This window comes from Mycolicibacterium aurum (assembly GCF_900637195.1).
GTDB classification, from domain to species: Bacteria; Actinomycetota; Actinomycetes; order Mycobacteriales; family Mycobacteriaceae; genus Mycobacterium; species Mycobacterium aurum.
On record NZ_LR134356.1, the window covers coordinates 4,091,607 to 4,107,081 of the forward strand.

Sequence of the window (15,475 nt, forward strand, 5' to 3'; positions counted from 1 at the left end):
GCCGTCCTCTCTGTGCCACGATCATGCTTACCATCTGCCGGCGCCGCGAAAGGTACCTATGCCCAGCCCCGGGATGCCACTTGCCGAATTCGTCTCGCACGTACTCGAACTCGCGGCGACCGACAGCGCGCAGGCGTGGCTCACCGCGATGTCGGATGCAGCGTCGCACGACGTCGCCGGCATGCCGGACGCGCCGTGGGCATCCGCCGCGACGCCGGTGGTCACCTGCTGCTACGACGGCCACGGCGACCTCTCGGACGGCAGCCTGACCGGCCACTGGCCGGCGGTCGTCGGAGCGCAGCGCGCCGACTGGCTGCTGCTGCCCGCGCGCAACGGTGCGTCCTGTCGCGTCCTGGTGGCCCGCGAGGATGCCCACGTCGACGCCGTCGACGATCACGCCGGCCTCGGCGGAGCGGGCGTGTCGCGGGTGAGCGTTGCCCACCTCACCGCCGATCGCCTGCACGTCGTCTCCGGGGACCACGCGACCGCGGCGACCCGCGCCGGTGCCGGCGCGGCCGCCTCCGTCGTGGGGTCCGCCGTCGGCGTCTGGCGCAGGCACGTCGAACAACTCCGTGTCCAGCTGGCGACCTCGTATCGCAGCGCCGAGATCACCGATGCGGCAGCGGCCCAGGTCGCTCGCGCGGCGTCCGACCTCGACGCGGCGACACTGCAGGTCACTGCACCACCACCGGACGAACGCGACCTGGCGGCCACGGTGCGGGTCTACCGCCAGGCCGTGGCCCGAGCGCGGTCGGCCGCCGACCATCTGCTCGAGGGCGGACGGCACGCCCTGGACGCGTCGAATCCGGTGACGCAGCGGTGGCGGGACGTGGATGCCGGCAGCCGCCTGGCCGCTCGCCTGCTCGACGGCCTGCCGCCGCCGTTACGCTGAGCTCGTGCCCGATCTTGTACTGACGCAGATCCAGGACCATGTCGCACTCATCACGGTCAACGATCCGGATCGTCGTAATGCTGTGACGGCGGAGATCTCAGCCGCGTTGCGCGCGGCGGTCGACGCCGCCGAAGCCGACGCCGATGTGCACGCTGTGGTCATCACCGGCGCCGGAAAGGCCTTCTGCGCGGGAGCCGACCTCACCGCACTCGGCGAAGCGGCCGAAGACGGGTTGCGGGTGATCTACGACGGCTTCCTGGCTGTCGCCGACTGCACACTGCCCACCATCGCGGCCGTCAACGGCGCGGCAGTGGGCGCGGGCCTCAACTTGGCCCTCGCCGCTGACGTCCGAATCGCCGGCCCCGCTGCGGTATTCGACCCGCGGTTCCAGAAGCTGGGCATCCACCCCGGGGGCGGGGCCACCTGGATGCTCCAGCGGCTCGTGGGCCCGCAGGTGGCCCGCGCGTCGCTTCTGTTCGGGATGCGGTTCGACGCCGAAGCTGCGGTACGCCACGGCCTTGCGCTCGAAGTCGCCGACGATCCGGTGGCCGCAGCGCTTGCGCTGGCCGCCGGGCCGGCCGGCGCGCCGCGTGAGGTGGTCCTGGCGACCAAGGCATCGATGCGCGCCACCGCCAACCCGGGCACCGTGGACCTGGATCAGCACCGCCTCGCCGTCGACGTCGAGATCGGACCGCAGGCCGCATCGATCGAATCGCCCGAGTTCGCCGCCCGTTTGGCCGCAGCCAAGCGAAAATGAACTAGGACAGCGCGACGATCCGCTGCGCGCGCCGCAGTACCGGCATGTCGACCATCTGCCCCTCGAACGCGAACACACCCCGCTCGCCACGCGCCGCCTCCAGCACGCGTCGCGCCCACTCGGTCTGATCCTCGGTCGGGGTGTAGCCCTGCCGAATCACCGCGACCTGTGTCGGGTGGATCGCCACCTTGCCGTCGAAACCGACGGCCACCGCGTCGTCGACCTCGCTGCGCAGGCCGTCGAGGTTCTTGATGTCGAGGTACACCGAATCGAGCGCCACCCGTCCGTACGCCTTGGCCGCCAACAGCGTCTGCGACCGGACATGCCGGGCCACCTCGCGGTAAGACCCGTCCGGATACCGGTTCGCGGTGCCGCCCAGCACCGCGAACAGATCCTCGGCACCCCACATCAGGGCATACGCATTGTCGGCACGCGCCAAATCCACCACGTTGAGCGCACCCAGCGGCGTCTCGATGAGCACGACGACGTGCCATGGCGCCAACGCGCTCACCTGCTCCGGTGACTCGGTCTTGGCCAGCATCACCGTGGTGTACGCCGTGCCGGACACTGCCTCCACGTCGAGTTCGTGGTCGGGGGTGCCGGCGGGGTTGATCCGCACCACGGTGCGGTCCGGATCCAGGGGCGTGTCGAGCAGCGCCCGGCGCGCGGCCGGCCGGTCCTTCGCCGCGACGCCGTCTTCCAGGTCGAGGATCACCACATCGGCGGCTGCGGCAGCCTTTCCGTACCTCTCCGGCCGGTCGGCCGGGCAGAACAACCATGCGGTGGCGGGAACCAACGTCATTGCGCCTCGCCCTCGGGCCGCTTGCGCACCATGGTTTTCCGCGATGCGGTAGCCACGACGTCGCCGTGCTGATTGCGCCCGACATGACTGAACGTGACAATGCCCTCGCCGGGGCGGCTCTTCGATTCGCGCTTGTCGGTCACCTCGGTCTCGGCATACAGCGTGTCACCGTGGAACAGGGGCTTGGGAAACGCGACCTCGCCGAACCCGAGGTTGCCGACGATCGTGCCCTGCGTCAGCTGGGCGACCGACAGACCCACGAGTGTCGAGAGCGTGAACATGGAGTTGACCAGCCGCTGATTGAACGGCGGCAGCGCATCTGCGAACGCCGCGTCCAAGTGCAGCGCCTGGGTGTTCATCGTCAACGTCGTGAACAACACATTGTCGGCCTCGGTGATGGTGCGACCGGGCCGGTGCTGATAGAGGACACCGGTCTCGAACTCCTCGAACCACAAGCCCCTCTGGGTGATGACCTTCTTCTCACTCATTACAGGCCGAGCTCCCGCGCGATCAGCATGAGCTGCACTTCGGTTGTGCCCTCGCCGATTTCGAGGATCTTGCTGTCGCGGTAGTGCCGGGCCACCGGGTACTCGTTCATGAATCCGTAGCCGCCGAAGATCTGGGTGGCGTCGCGCGCATTGTCCATCGCCGCCTCGCTGGCGACCATCTTGGCGATCGCGGCCTGCTTCTTGAACGGCTTGCCGGACAACATCAATGCCGCTGCGTCGTAGTAGGCCGCCCGCGCGACGTGGGCCCTTGCCTCCATCCTGGCGATCTTGAACGCGATCGCCTGGTTGGTGCCGATGGCGCGTCCGAACGCCTCACGTTCCTTCGAGTACCTGACGCTCTCGTCCACGCAGCCCTGCGCCACACCCACCGAGAGAGCCGCGATCGCGATACGCCCCTCGTCGAGGATCCGCAGGAAGTTGGCGTAGCCGCGACCCTGCTCCCCCAGCAGATTCTCCTGGGGCACCCGCACATCGTCGAAACTCAGCGGGTGGGTGTCGGAGGCATTCCAGCCGACCTTGTTGTAGGCCGGTTCCGCCGTGAAGCCCGGGGTCGGAACGGGGACGAGGATCGACGAGATCTCTTTCTTGCCGTTGTGCTCACCTGTGACGGCGGTGACGGTCACCAGCTTCGTGATATCGGTACCCGAGTTCGTGATGAACTGCTTGGTACCGTTTATGATCCAGCTCGACCCATCCGATTTCGCGGTCGTCTTGGTGGCGCCGGCATCGCTGCCGCCACCCGCTTCGGTCAGACCGAAGGCTCCGAGCGCCTTGCCAGAAGCCAACAGCGGCAACCACTCCTGCTTCTGCTCCTCGGTGCCGAACCGGTACACGGGCATGGCGCCCAGCGACACCCCGGCCTCCAGCGTGATGGCCACGCTCTGGTCGACCTTGCCGAGTTCTTCCAGCGCCAGGCACAACGCGAAGTAGTCGCCGCCCATGCCGCCGTACTCTTCCGGGAACGGCAGGCCGAACAGGCCCATGTCGGCCATCCCCGCGACCACCTGGTACGGGAACGAATGCTCCTCGTCGTGTTTGGCGGCGACCGGGGCGACCACGCTCTGGGCGAAGTCGCGCACGGTCTTGGCCAGTTGCGCGTAGTCCTCGGGAAGGGTCCCCGTCGAAAGATAATCGCTCATGCCTGTGGCTCCTCGGTTGCCGTTATCCGGGCCAACAACTGGCCCACCTTCACCTGTTCGCCCGCGCCCACCAGCAGTTCCACCACGCCATCGACCGGCGCGGACAGCGCGTGCTCCATCTTCATCGCCTCGACGGTGACCACCACGGTGCCTGCCGTCACCGTCGCGCCGTCCTCAACCCCGAGCGCGACAACCGCGCCGGGCATCGGGCTGGTCAACTCCGCGTCGCCGCTGTGCTCGTCGTCGGGCCGGACCGGGGCCTCCAGTACCTCCTCGACCATGGCCACCCGACCGTCGCAGGCCAGCCACACCGTGCCGCCGGTCTCGGCGACCAGGTAACTGGCGCGCAGTCCGTCAACGGTGACCGCCAGCTGGTCACCGATCAACGATGCTGACAGCGTGCGGTTTTCGCCGCCCTCGACGGTCGCGGTGGCCTGTGCCGGCGTTCCGGTCAGCCACACGTGGTCGATCCGCTCACCTGCCCGCAGCCGCATCGATGTCGGCGCGCGCCCGGCGATGCGCCACCCCGAGGGCACCTCCCATGGGCCGGCCGGCGCCGACGGCCACGACCGCAGCCACCGGTAGGCGGCCGCGGCGATCAGTTCGTCGTCCGATGGCTCAGCCGGTGCGAAGTCCGGTAACCGTCGATCGAGCAGCCCGGTATCAAGGCGCCCCGCGACGACGTCGGGGTCGGCCAGCAGGAAGCGCAGGAACTCGATGTTGGTGGTCAGCCCGAGAACAGCGGTGTCAGCCAGCGCGGCATCGAGCGCGCGGAGTGCACCGGGCCGGTCGGCGGCGTGCGCAATGACCTTGGCCAGCATCGGGTCGTAGTCGCTTCCGACCACGGTGCCGCGGGTCAGACCCGAATCAACCCGCACCCCAGGGCCTTCGGCGTCTCGCAGGCCGACGACGTCACCGCCCGTGGGCAGGAAACCGCGGGCGGGATCCTCGGCGTAGACGCGGGCCTCGATGGCGTGCCCGTCCAGCCGAATGTCGTCCTGGGCGATCGGCAGCGCCTCCCCCGCCGCGATGCGGACCTGCAGCTCGACGAGATCCAGACCGGTGACCATCTCGGTGACCGGATGTTCCACCTGCAGGCGGGTGTTCATCTCCATGAAGAAGAACTCGTCGGGCCGGTCGGCGGACACGATGAATTCGACGGTGCCTGCTCCGGTGTAGTCGACACTGCGCGCCGTGTCGCAGGCTGCGGCACCGATGCGGGCCCGGGTCTCCGGGTCGAGCAGCGGGGACGGGGCTTCCTCGATCACCTTCTGGTGACGGCGCTGCAGGCTGCATTCGCGCTCACCGAGATGGACGACGGCGCCGTGGGTGTCGGCGAGTACCTGCACCTCGATATGGCGCGGGTTCAGCACGAACCGCTCGAGGAACAGCGTGTCGTCGCCGAACGCCGACGCCGCCTCCCGACGCGCACTGGCCAGCGCGGCAGGCAACTCGGCCGCATCGTGCACGACACGCATACCCTTGCCGCCCCCGCCCGCCGACGGCTTGACCAGAACGGGAAAGCCGACATCGGCGGCACCGCCGATCAGGTCGTCATCGGTCAGTCCGGGACGCGAGATGCCGGGAACGACAGGGACGCCGAACGCCGACACCGCGGCCTTCGCCGAGATCTTGTCGCCCATCGTCTGAATGGCGGTCACCGGTGGTCCGATGAACACCACCCCGGCCGCACTGAGCGCTTCGGCGAAGTGTGCGTTCTCCGAGAGGAACCCATAGCCCGGATGCACGGCCTGAGCGCCGGTGCGGCGGACGGCGTCGAGCAGGGCCTCCGTGGACAGGTAGCTCTGCCGCGCAGGTGCCGGTCCGATACGGACGGCGACGTCGGCCTCGGCGACGTGGCGGGCACCGGCATCGGCGTCGCTGAACACCGCCACCGACCGGATCCCCATGGACCGCAACGTACGAATCACCCGGACCGCGATCTCTCCGCGGTTGGCCACAAGTATCGAGTCGAAAGTGTGTGTCATCCCGTCACATCCTGAAGACGCCGTAGGACACCGGCTCCAACGGAGCCTGGCTCGTCACCGAAAGTGCCAATCCGACTACGTCTCTGGTGTCGGCCGGATCGATGACACCGTCATCCCAGAGCCGGGCCGTCGAGTAGTAGGGGTTGCCCTGGCTTTCGTACTGGGCGCGGATCGGCGCCTTGAACGCCTCTTCCTCCTCCGGCGTCATCTCACCGCGGACGGTGGCCAGTACCGACGCGGCCTGCTCACCGCCCATCACCGAGATGCGGGCGTTGGGCCACATCCACAGAAAGCGCGGCGAATACGCACGACCGCACATCGAGTAGTTGCCTGCGCCGTAGGAGCCGCCGATCACGACGGTAAGCTTCGGCACCCGCGCGCACGCCACCGCGGTGACCATCTTGGCGCCGTGCTTGGCGATGCCGCCCGCCTCGTAGTCGCGGCCGACCATGAATCCGGAGATGTTCTGCAGGAAGAGCAGCGGGGTGGCACGTTTGTCGCAGAGCTCGATGAAATGCGCACCCTTGACCGCCGATTCGCCGAACAGCACGCCGTTGTTGGCGACGATGCCGACCGGGTGGCCGTGGATGCGCGCGAAACCTGTTACGAGGGTGGTGCCGTACTCGGCCTTGAACTCGGCGAACTCACCGCCATCGACGATGCGGGTGATCACCTCGTGGACGTCGTAGGGGACGCGCGAATCGATCGGGACAACGTCGTAGAGCTCGGCCTGGTCGGCGACCGGCGCGACCGGGGGCGATACCTCCCACGGCGACGGCGCTTTCGGCGCCAGCGTCGCCACGATCCGGCGCACGATGCGCAGCGCGTCGCGGTCGTCGTGCGCGAGGTGATCGGTGACACCAGAGACCTTGGAGTGCAGATCGCCGCCGCCGAGTTCCTCGGCAGTCACGACCTCGCCCGTCGCGGCCTTCACCAGCGGCGGACCACCCAGGAAGATGGTGCCTTGGTTACGCACGATGATGGCCTCGTCGCTCATCGCCGGGACGTAGGCGCCACCGGCGGTGCACGAACCGAGTACGGCGGCGATCTGTGCAATTCCCTTGGCGCTCATGGTCGCCTGGTTGTAGAAGATCCGTCCGAAATGCTCGCGGTCAGGGAACACCTCGTCCTGCCGCGGCAGGAATGCGCCTCCGGAGTCCACCAGGTAGATGCACGGCAGCCGGTTCTGCAGCGCGATCTCCTGCGCACGCAGATGCTTCTTCACGGTGACCGGGTAGTACGTGCCGCCCTTCACCGTGGCGTCGTTGGCGACGATCATGCACTCGCGACCCGACACCCGTCCGATGCCGGCGATCATCCCCGCACCGGGGCACTCGTCGTCGTACATCCCGTCGGCCGCCAGCGCGGCCAGTTCCAGGAACGGGCTGCCGGGGTCGAGCAGTCCGTCCACCCTGTCGCGCGGCAGCAGCTTGCCCCTGCTCACATGCCGCTCGCGGGCACGGTCTGAGCCGCCGAGCGCCGCAGCGGCCAGCTTGGTCCGCAACTGGTCGACCAGCGCGACGTGATCGTCGCGATGAGATGCCCGCGCTGCCATCTCCGCACCACCTTTAGTTAATGATGACTAACCGGGTGGTATGTTAATCACCATTAACTGTCGATGTCCACTACTCCCAGGAGGGGTGTGCCGTGACGACCGGTGAGGCAGTGTCACGTCGCAGCAAGGCCAAATCCGATCGGCGCAGTCAACTGGCCGCCGCAGCCGAGCGTCTGATTGCCGAGCACGGCTACCTCGCGGTGCGGCTCGAAGACATCGGTGCCGCCGCGGGAGTGAGCGGACCAGCGATCTACCGGCACTTCCCCAACAAGGAGGCGCTGCTGGTGGAACTGTTGGTGGGCGTCAGCACCCGTCTGCTCGCAGGTGCAGAAGACGTGGCGGGGCGCGCCGCAGATGCAGACTCGGCGTTGGAGGGTCTGATCGACTTTCACCTCGACTTCGCCTTCGCCGAGGCCGATCTGATCCGCATCCAGGACCGCGACCTCGGGAATCTACCGCCGGCGGCCAAACGGCAGGTGCGCCGCAAACAGCGGCAGTACGTCGAGATCTGGGTGGACGTGCTGCGCCGTCGCGATCCCGACATCGGCGAAGCCGCAGCACGGCTTATGGCGCACGCGACGTTCGGGTTGCTGAACTCGACGTCGCACAGTGTGAAGCCTGGTCTGACGAGAGCGGCCGAGGCCAGCTCGCGCATCGTCCTCAGAGCAATGACGATGGCGGCGCTGACCTCGGCCGACCACGGGCTCGGTGCGCGTTAGTACCAGGCTCTCCTGCCCGCCACCGGGCGACCGATCGATCCCAGGATCCAGAACACCGCACCGATCACCAGCAACACCACGCCGATGTAGGTGAGGATGGACATCCCGAAAATCAGGCCCAAAATGAGCAGGATCGCGCCGAGAGCGATCATGGCAACTCCTTCTTCGAGCTGGTCCAGTCAGCGGGTTACTGGCTGGGTTCGGGAACGTTGCAATCCGTGACCTTCGGATTGACTCCCGCGTAGTTCAGCGGGCCGGCCACCACCGTCAACGCGATGCTTCCCGCTGTGGCGCAATTGGTTTCACCGCCCGTGAAGTAATCGCGCTGGTAGGCCGCAAAGACACCGATCAGCAACCACACCAGCACTATGACGCCGAGAATCCCTCGCATACTGCGCCTCCTCCATCTGCGCGCCGCAATCGGCGTGCTGCTCACTTTTACCCCACAGAAAATTTCGATAAACCTCCGCGGCGGCGAGTCAGCTGGCGAAGGCCTCGGTGAGCCACTCGGTCATGGCCGTTCGCAGTACGGACCGGTTCTCGCGCTTGTCGATTTCGTGGCCGTCGTCCTCGAATGTCAACAGGCGCACCCGCCGGCCCAGCGCGGTCAGCGCGTCGCACATCTGCTGCGATTCGCTGGGCGGAACGTTGGTGTCGTTGAGTCCATGGACCAGAAGCAGCGGAGCCGTCACCGCATCGACGCGTGGGAGCGCGGACAGCTGCTCGAGCAGGTCCCGGTCGCTGACCGGATGTCCGTACTTGGGGTACGCGGCCGCCGCGATCCACTGCTCGGTATTGCGATACCAACTGTTGAGGTCGCTCATGCCGCAGATGCTGATGCCCGCCGCGAACTCGTCAGGGTGAAACGCCAACGCCGCCTGCGTCAGATATCCGCCGTAGGACCAGCCGCAGCAGGCCACCTTTCCGGCGGGCGCATGCCCGTTGTCGACGAGAAAGTGGACGGCGTCGGCGACATCATCGATCGCGGCGAACCGACGCTCCCGGTCGTCGGCGTGCATGAACGACCGACCGAATCCGCCCGACCCGCGGACGTTGGGCAGGAACACGCAGATGCCCACTTCGAGCAGCGCGGGGAAGAATTCGTTGTAGCCGGGCCGGCCCTGGCCCTCGGGACCTCCGTGCAGGAACAGCATCGCGCCGATCGTCTGCACTCCGTCGGGCGGCTGGAACAGCCATCCCGTGAATGTCAGGCCGTCACGGGCGGTGACCGTCTCCAACGTGGGGTCGGCCGACAGTGGGCCGAGGCTGGGTTCCCGGTCGACGAGTTGCCATTCCCGGGTTCTGGGATCCACGAGTTCGACCGTCGGCGGCTTCGAAGGACCTTCGACCGTCAGGGCGAGCATCGATCCGCCCGCGCTGATGCTCAGCTCGCTGGCGACCATGCCCGGCAGGGGAATCGGATCGTAGAGCGTTCCGTCGGCGTACTCGAGGATCTGTAATTCGCTGGCACCGTGCAAGTTCCACAGGATCGCCACCGTCGACAGGTCGTCGCTGACGGTGAACTCGTCGAGTTCGCAGCCCTCCCGTTCGGCCAGCACCTGATACGCCACCCCGTCGGCGGTCACCGTCACCTCCAGCAGTCGGGCGTACTCGGCGCCGTTCTCGCTGCGGATCACCGCCCGTACGAATCCTTCGGTGCTGTTGAGGCCGTACTCCTTGGCCGGGTGGTAGAGCTCGGTGAGTTCGCCCTCCGGGCCGGTCCGCAGGCGGCGCGGACTGTGGTCGTCCAGGATGACGCCGGTGTCGGTGGTCGATCCCGGGTCGTAGGGCAACAGGGCCGTCTCGGTCAATCCCCGCAACATGATCAGGTCGCGGTAGCCGCGCGGTCCGACCCGGACCAGCGACGCGCCGGCCCACGCGTCGACCAGCCGCCCGCCCGAGCGGCGATCCACCACCGTGGTCGTGCCGCCCGACGGGTCGATCAGACACGAGCTGCCCACCCCGTCCTCACCGGTCATGATCGCAGCCACCAGGGTGCCGTCCCAGCCGATCAATTCGGCCGTGCCCTCCACCCCGGACGGCCAATGGTCGATCCGTCGCGCGTCACGGTCGTCGGGATCGGTTGTCACAACCCAGATCTGGCTGCGTGTACCACCGACGGGGGCGACCTGGCAGGCCAGCCAGTATCCGTCGGCCGAGTGCATGACACGGGTGACCGGCCCCTCGACGGGCAGCTCGACGTCGCGCGACGAACTGGCCCGCCATCCGCGCAGGAACCGCTGGACCGCCCGCGGATACCCGCCGTCGTCGACAAGGTGTGCGAACGCGGTGGCGTCGGGAGACACCGACGCGCCGTAGATCCGGCGAACCTGTTCTGCCACGGCTCCCGATTGTGCACGGTCGGCGTGCTCGACGATGGGTGGGCCGGTGCCCAGGCGCGCTGAGCGGCCGCGCAGGTACCCTGCAGCCATGAGGTGGGCATGACGGATTCACCCGACCGCGGACGCGACGAGCCATGGGGCCGGGGCGGGCGCGACGAGCAGTGGAGCCGCGACGACGCGCGTCGGGACGGCGGGCACCCCGGGCACTATTCCGACCCCGCATACGCAAGTCAGGCGCCCTACGGGTCGCCCTACCAGCCACCGCCGCCGCCCCGTCCCACCGAGCGACTTCCGGCGTATTCGCCGTACGGCTACGACCCGTATGCGACAGGCCAGTATCCGCCCCAGTACCCGCCGGGCCACGGCTCCGAGCCGCCACCGGAGGAACCCAAATCCCCGCGCTGGCTATGGGTCGTCGCCGGGGTCTCGGTGGTCGTCATCATCGGCCTGGTCATCGCGCTGGTGATCGTCAACAGCTCCAGGCAGCAGACCGTCCGCGCACCCATTCCGGCGCTCCCTGAGCCGTCGATGACCACACCCGCGCCGACCACCACGTCACGCCCGCCGACAACACGGCCGTCGACGCCGGTGCTACCGCTGCCGACCGCCCCCTCCACCAGTCCGTCCACCGCACCGACGACGCCGGGCGCCACCGACACCGTCGTCTACGCCGTGGGCGGGACCGGGCGGGCCATCAACATCACCTACGTCGACACCGGCGGTCTGCTGCAGACCGAATTCAACGTGACGCTGCCGTGGACCAAGGAAGTGTCGCTGCCGCAGCCCGGTGACGAATCGGCGAGCATCAGCATCATCAACGTCGGCCGCGACGTCTCCTGCTCGATCTCGATCAACGGTGTCAAGGTCGACCAACGGATCGGCTCGGGCCTGACGATCTGCTCGCCCACCCGCTAGACCGTCGGCGCGCGCCCTACCCGGACCGGTAGGAACGCGACCAACCCGAGCACGAGAACCAGCACCAGCCCGCCCATTCCGGCGCGCTGGCTGTCGAAGATGTCGATCGACAGCGAGAACAGCCACGGCGCCAGAAACGTCGCGGCCCGGCCGACCGTTGTGTATAGGCCGAACGTGACGCCCTCTTTGCCGTGCGCGGTCATCCGCATCATCAGCGTGCGTGCCGACGACAGCGTCGGGCCGATGAACAGACACAGCAGAAGACCGCACACCCAGAAGGCCGTCGCACCGGACAGCGTCATCAACACCACGCCCACCACGATCATCGACACCAGAGATGCGACGATCACGCGTTTCGACCCGACCCGGTCGTCGGCGCGGCCACCCACCACCGAGCCGACCGCGGCGACCACGCAGGCGGCGACGCCGAACAGCAGCACATCCGCCTGGGACACCCCGTACACAGTCACCCCCAGCACTGCGCCGAAGGTGAAGATCCCGGTGAGGCCGTCCCGGAAGATCGCGCTGGCGCCCAGGTAGTACACGACATTACGGTCGCGCTGCCATTCGCCGCGCACCTCTCCCCACAGCCGGCGGTAGGCACCGAAGAACCCCACCCGCGGTGGCGGTTGCTGGTCGAGCGCCTTGGGCACCGAGATCAGCAGCGGCAGCGCGAAGAGGGCGAACCACGCCGCGACGAGCAGCATCGACGCCCGCACGTTCTGCCCGTCGGCGGCAGGCAGTCCGAGCAGTCCGCGGGAGTCGCCGTCTCCGGAGATGAAGCCCAGATACACCACCAGCAGCGCCAGGACACTGCCGAAATAGCCCAGCGCCAAACCGAATCCGGAGACCCGCCCGGAGGTCTGCGGAGTGGACAGCTCCCGCAGCATCGCGTTGTACGGGACCGTCGCAAGCTCGCTGCAGGCGGCGGTGCATGCCAGCAGGATCAGGCCGGGCCACAGGTAGCGATGATCGTCGCGGATGAGGCTCAGCGACGCGGTGAACAGCACGACCAGCCCGGTCAGCACCGTGAGGGCGCGGCGCCGGCGGACGGGCGCGTCGACCCATACTCCGGTCACCGGCGCCAGCAGCGCCACCACCAGCCCGGCGGCCGCCAGCGCCCGCCCCAACCAGCTGGCCGGGCTGGTGTCCCCGGGCAGGTCGTCGCCCACGGTTGAGGTCAGATACACCGAGAACACGAAGGTGACGACGATCGCGTTGATCGCTGTCGCGCCGAAATCCCACATCGCCCAGGCCAGCACGCGCGAGCGGGCCACCGTGTCGGCGGGCGGGCCCGTCGTGGACGGCACCTTGCTCATGGACGCCCACGATCACTCATGGACGCCCACGATATAGTCCGGCCCATGCCAGTACCCGCTCCCAGTGCGGACGGCCGTGCGGTCGTCACCGGCGCTTCACAGAACATCGGCGAGGCGCTGGCCATCGAGCTCGCCCGCCGCGGCCACAATCTGATCATCACCGCCCGCCGCGAGGAGGTGCTCGAAGCACTGGCCAACCGGCTGCGCGAACAGTACGGGGTGACGGTAGAGGTCCGCGCGGTCGACCTCGCCGACCCCGCCGCGCGGGCGACGTTCTGCGATGAGCTGGCCGGCCGCGACATCTCCATCCTGTGCGCCAACGCAGGTACCGCGACGTTCGGCCCGGTGGCCGCACTGGATCCCGCCGAGGAGCGGAAGCAGGTGCAGCTCAACGTCCTCGGAGTGCACGACCTCGTACTGGCCGTGCTCCCCGGCATGGTCCGACGCCGGGCGGGCGGCATCCTGATCTCCGGTTCCGCGGCAGGTAACTCCCCCATCCCCAACAACGCGACGTACGCCGCCACCAAGGCATTCGCCAACACGTTCAGCGAATCCCTGCGCGGCGAGGTGAAGTCAGCCGGCGTGCACGTCACCGTGCTGGCACCCGGGCCCGTCCGCGAAACCCTGCCCGACGCGCACGAACAGTCTCTGGTGGAGCGGCTGATCCCCGACTTCCTCTGGATCTCCACCGAGTACACCGCCAAGGTGTCGCTGGACGGTTTGGAGCGCAACAAGATGCGCGTGGTGCCCGGAGTCACGTCCAAGGCGATGTCGGCGGCCAGTGGCTACGCGCCGCGCGCGATCGTCAGCCCGATCGTCGGCGCGGTCTACAAGAAGCTCGGCGGCGACTAGCGTTTCGCGTCAGCGCCTGCGCCTGCGGCGACCGGTGCCGAAAATGCTGCGGGTGATCTCGCGGCCGATCACGGTGCCCGCCGAGCGCATCGCGCTCTTGAAGGCCGGGTTGTCCATCATCTTGTCCAGAAGCCCCGGTTCGACGTGCTCCACCGGCGCGGGCATCGGCGGCACGTCGAACGGCGGCGGGATGTCGAACGGCGGGAAGGTCTGCGGCGCCGGAGCCGGCACCACCGGCGGCGGTGGCGCCATTCTGGCCGCGAGCCGTTCGTAGGCCGACTCGCGGTCGACGGTCTGGCCGTACTCGGCCTGCAGCGGGCTGGTCTTCGCCGCGGCGACGATCGCCTCTCCGCCGATGGTGTCCATCAGAGAGCGCGGGGCGCGCATCCGGGTCCAGGCGACGGGCGTCGGCGCCCCGTGCTCCGACAGCACGGTGACGATCGCCTCCCCGGTGCCCAGCGACGTCAACGCCGACTCCAGGTCGTAGACCTGGGTTTTGGGATAGGTGCGCACCGTCTTCGTCAGCGCCTTCTGGTCGTCGGGGGTGAAGGCTCGGAGCGCGTGTTGAATGCGCGCACCGAGCTGGCTGAGCACGTCTTTGGGGATATCGGTGGGCAGCTGCGTACAGAACAGCACGCCCACACCCTTGGAGCGGATCAGCTTGACCGTCTGCGCCACTTGCTCCAGGAACGCCTTCGAGGCGTCGGCGAACAGCAGATGTGCCTCGTCGAAGACGAACACCAGCTTGGGTTTGTCGACGTCGCCGACCTCGGGCAGCGTCGTGAACAGGTCGGCGAGGATCCACATGAGGAAGGTGGAGAACATCACCGGGCGCGCCGCCTGGTCGCCCAGTTCCATGAGCGTGATCACGCCCCGGCCGGAGGCGTCGACGCGTAACAGGTCACCGGGTTCGAGCTCGGGCTCACCGAAGAACGTGTCGCCACCGTCGGCCTCCAGGTTGACCAGCGCCCGCAGGATCACCCCTGCCGTCGTCGTGGAGACGGCGCCCAGCGCCTTCAGTTGCGGCTTGCCCTCGTCGCTGGTCAGGAACTGGATGACCGAGCGCAGGTCCTTCAGATCCAGCAGCGGCAGGCCCTGCTGATCGGCCCAGTGGAAGATCAGTCCCAGTGTCGACTCTTGAGTCTGGTTGAGCCCCAGCACCTTCGACAGCAGGATCGGCCCGAAGCTGGTGATCGTCGCGCGCACCGGCACCCCGAGGCCTTTCGTCCCCAGCGACAGGAACTCCACCGGGTACGCCGTGGGCACCCAGTCGTCGCCGGTGTCGGCGGCCCGCTGCGCCACCTTGTCGTTGGCCTCGCCGGGTCGCGACAGTCCGGACAGGTCACCCTTGACGTCGGCCATCACCACCGGCACGCCCGCGGTGGACAGCTGCTCGGCGACGACCTGCAGCGATTTCGTCTTGCCGGTCCCGGTGGCCCCGGCCACCAAGCCGTGCCGGTTCAGGGTGGCCAGCGGGATACGGACCCGCGCAGTGGGATCGCACGTGCCGCCGACGATGACGGTGCCCAGTTCCAGCGCGTCGCCTTCGACGGCATAACCTGCGGCGATCTGCGACGCCTGGGTCTGCGATGACTCCATGGTCATGCGCTGCACCCTACTGAACCAGGGCGGTGATTGGCGGGTGCGGGAAGCCGACTGAGGCGCAGGGGCTTACTGTTGAGCGCT

The 15,475-nt window shown here is 68.3% G+C and carries 15 protein-coding genes; 5 read left to right on the plus strand and 10 right to left on the minus strand.

The features are described 5' to 3' along the window. Window positions 1-58: 58 nt before the first annotated feature. Together EL337_RS19065 and EL337_RS19070 are read left to right on the plus strand one after the other, a co-directional pair. On the plus strand, window positions 59-892 hold the full coding sequence (locus EL337_RS19065) for an acyl-CoA dehydrogenase family protein (RefSeq protein ID WP_126316617.1): 834 nt from the start codon (window positions 59-61) through the stop codon (window positions 890-892). Between the two features lie 4 nt (window positions 893-896). Next, a complete protein-coding gene (locus tag EL337_RS19070) occupies window positions 897-1,649 on the plus strand; it encodes an enoyl-CoA hydratase (protein WP_048632151.1) in 753 nt (250 codons plus the stop codon). Between the two features lies 1 nt (window position 1,650). On the opposite strand, the gene EL337_RS19075 is transcribed toward EL337_RS19070, so the two are convergent. The 5 genes from EL337_RS19075 to EL337_RS19095 are packed head-to-tail and all read right to left on the minus strand — an operon-like array spanning window position 1,651 to window position 7,642. Next, window positions 1,651-2,451, minus strand: coding sequence for an HpcH/HpaI aldolase/citrate lyase family protein (locus EL337_RS19075; protein WP_048632038.1), 801 nt, complete (start codon window positions 2,449-2,451; stop codon window positions 1,651-1,653). After that, on the minus strand, window positions 2,448-2,939 hold the full coding sequence (locus EL337_RS19080) for a MaoC family dehydratase (RefSeq protein ID WP_048632037.1): 492 nt from the start codon (window positions 2,937-2,939) through the stop codon (window positions 2,448-2,450). The genes EL337_RS19075 and EL337_RS19080 overlap by 4 nt, the downstream gene beginning before the upstream one ends. Further along, window positions 2,939-4,099, minus strand: coding sequence for an acyl-CoA dehydrogenase family protein (locus tag EL337_RS19085; RefSeq protein WP_048632036.1), 1,161 nt, complete (start codon window positions 4,097-4,099; stop codon window positions 2,939-2,941). Before EL337_RS19085 ends, EL337_RS19080 begins: the two co-directional genes overlap by 1 nt. Next, window positions 4,096-6,087 (minus strand): acetyl/propionyl/methylcrotonyl-CoA carboxylase subunit alpha, encoded by a 1,992-nt coding sequence (locus EL337_RS19090; RefSeq protein ID WP_048632035.1) that lies wholly within the window; start codon window positions 6,085-6,087, stop codon window positions 4,096-4,098. The genes EL337_RS19085 and EL337_RS19090 overlap by 4 nt, the downstream gene beginning before the upstream one ends. A gap of 4 nt (window positions 6,088-6,091) precedes the next feature. Continuing rightward, complete coding sequence (locus EL337_RS19095) at window positions 6,092-7,642, minus strand: carboxyl transferase domain-containing protein (protein ID WP_048632034.1); 1,551 nt, start codon at window positions 7,640-7,642, stop codon at window positions 6,092-6,094. Window positions 7,643-7,734: 92 nt separating this feature from the next. Here EL337_RS19095 and EL337_RS19100 point away from each other — a divergent pair, with 92 nt between their 5' ends. Continuing rightward, window positions 7,735-8,361 (plus strand): SACE_7040 family transcriptional regulator, encoded by a 627-nt coding sequence (locus EL337_RS19100; protein ID WP_048632033.1) that lies wholly within the window; start codon window positions 7,735-7,737, stop codon window positions 8,359-8,361. Here the strand turns inward: EL337_RS19100 and EL337_RS19105 are convergent. The 3 genes from EL337_RS19105 to EL337_RS19115 all read right to left on the minus strand — a co-directional run bounded on the left by EL337_RS19105 (window position 8,358) and on the right by EL337_RS19115 (window position 10,793). Next, window positions 8,358-8,513, minus strand: coding sequence for a hypothetical protein (locus EL337_RS19105; protein WP_109860083.1), 156 nt, complete (start codon window positions 8,511-8,513; stop codon window positions 8,358-8,360). The genes EL337_RS19100 and EL337_RS19105 overlap by 4 nt on opposite strands. Window positions 8,514-8,548: 35 nt before the next feature. Further along, entirely contained in the window at window positions 8,549-8,752 is a 204-nt protein-coding gene (locus EL337_RS19110) for a hypothetical protein (RefSeq protein WP_048632032.1), read from the minus strand. Between the two features lie 88 nt (window positions 8,753-8,840). After that, window positions 8,841-10,793 (minus strand): alpha/beta hydrolase family protein, encoded by a 1,953-nt coding sequence (locus EL337_RS19115; protein WP_232786777.1) that lies wholly within the window; start codon window positions 10,791-10,793, stop codon window positions 8,841-8,843. A 9-nt stretch (window positions 10,794-10,802) separates the two neighbouring features. On the opposite strand from EL337_RS19115, the gene EL337_RS19120 reads away from it, so the two are divergent. Next, window positions 10,803-11,618 carry an MmpS family transport accessory protein gene (locus EL337_RS19120; protein ID WP_048632031.1) on the plus strand — a complete coding sequence of 272 codons (816 nt, stop codon included), beginning with the start codon at window positions 10,803-10,805 and terminating at the stop codon, window positions 11,616-11,618. On the opposite strand, the gene EL337_RS19125 is transcribed toward EL337_RS19120, so the two are convergent. Continuing rightward, window positions 11,615-12,937, minus strand: a complete 1,323-nt coding sequence (locus EL337_RS19125; RefSeq protein ID WP_048632030.1) for an MFS transporter — start codon at window positions 12,935-12,937, stop codon at window positions 11,615-11,617. The genes EL337_RS19120 and EL337_RS19125 overlap by 4 nt on opposite strands. Before the next feature lie 45 nt (window positions 12,938-12,982). Between EL337_RS19125 and cmrA the strand changes: the two genes are divergently transcribed. Next, complete coding sequence (gene cmrA, locus EL337_RS19130) at window positions 12,983-13,789, plus strand: mycolate reductase (protein WP_048632029.1); 807 nt, start codon at window positions 12,983-12,985, stop codon at window positions 13,787-13,789. Between the two features lie 9 nt (window positions 13,790-13,798). Here cmrA and EL337_RS19135 read toward each other — a convergent pair whose 3' ends face one another. Beyond that, window positions 13,799-15,394: a helicase HerA-like domain-containing protein gene (locus EL337_RS19135; protein ID WP_048632028.1), complete on the minus strand. Its 1,596-nt coding sequence runs from the start codon at window positions 15,392-15,394 to the stop codon at window positions 13,799-13,801. Between the last annotated feature and the right edge of the window lie 81 nt (window positions 15,395-15,475).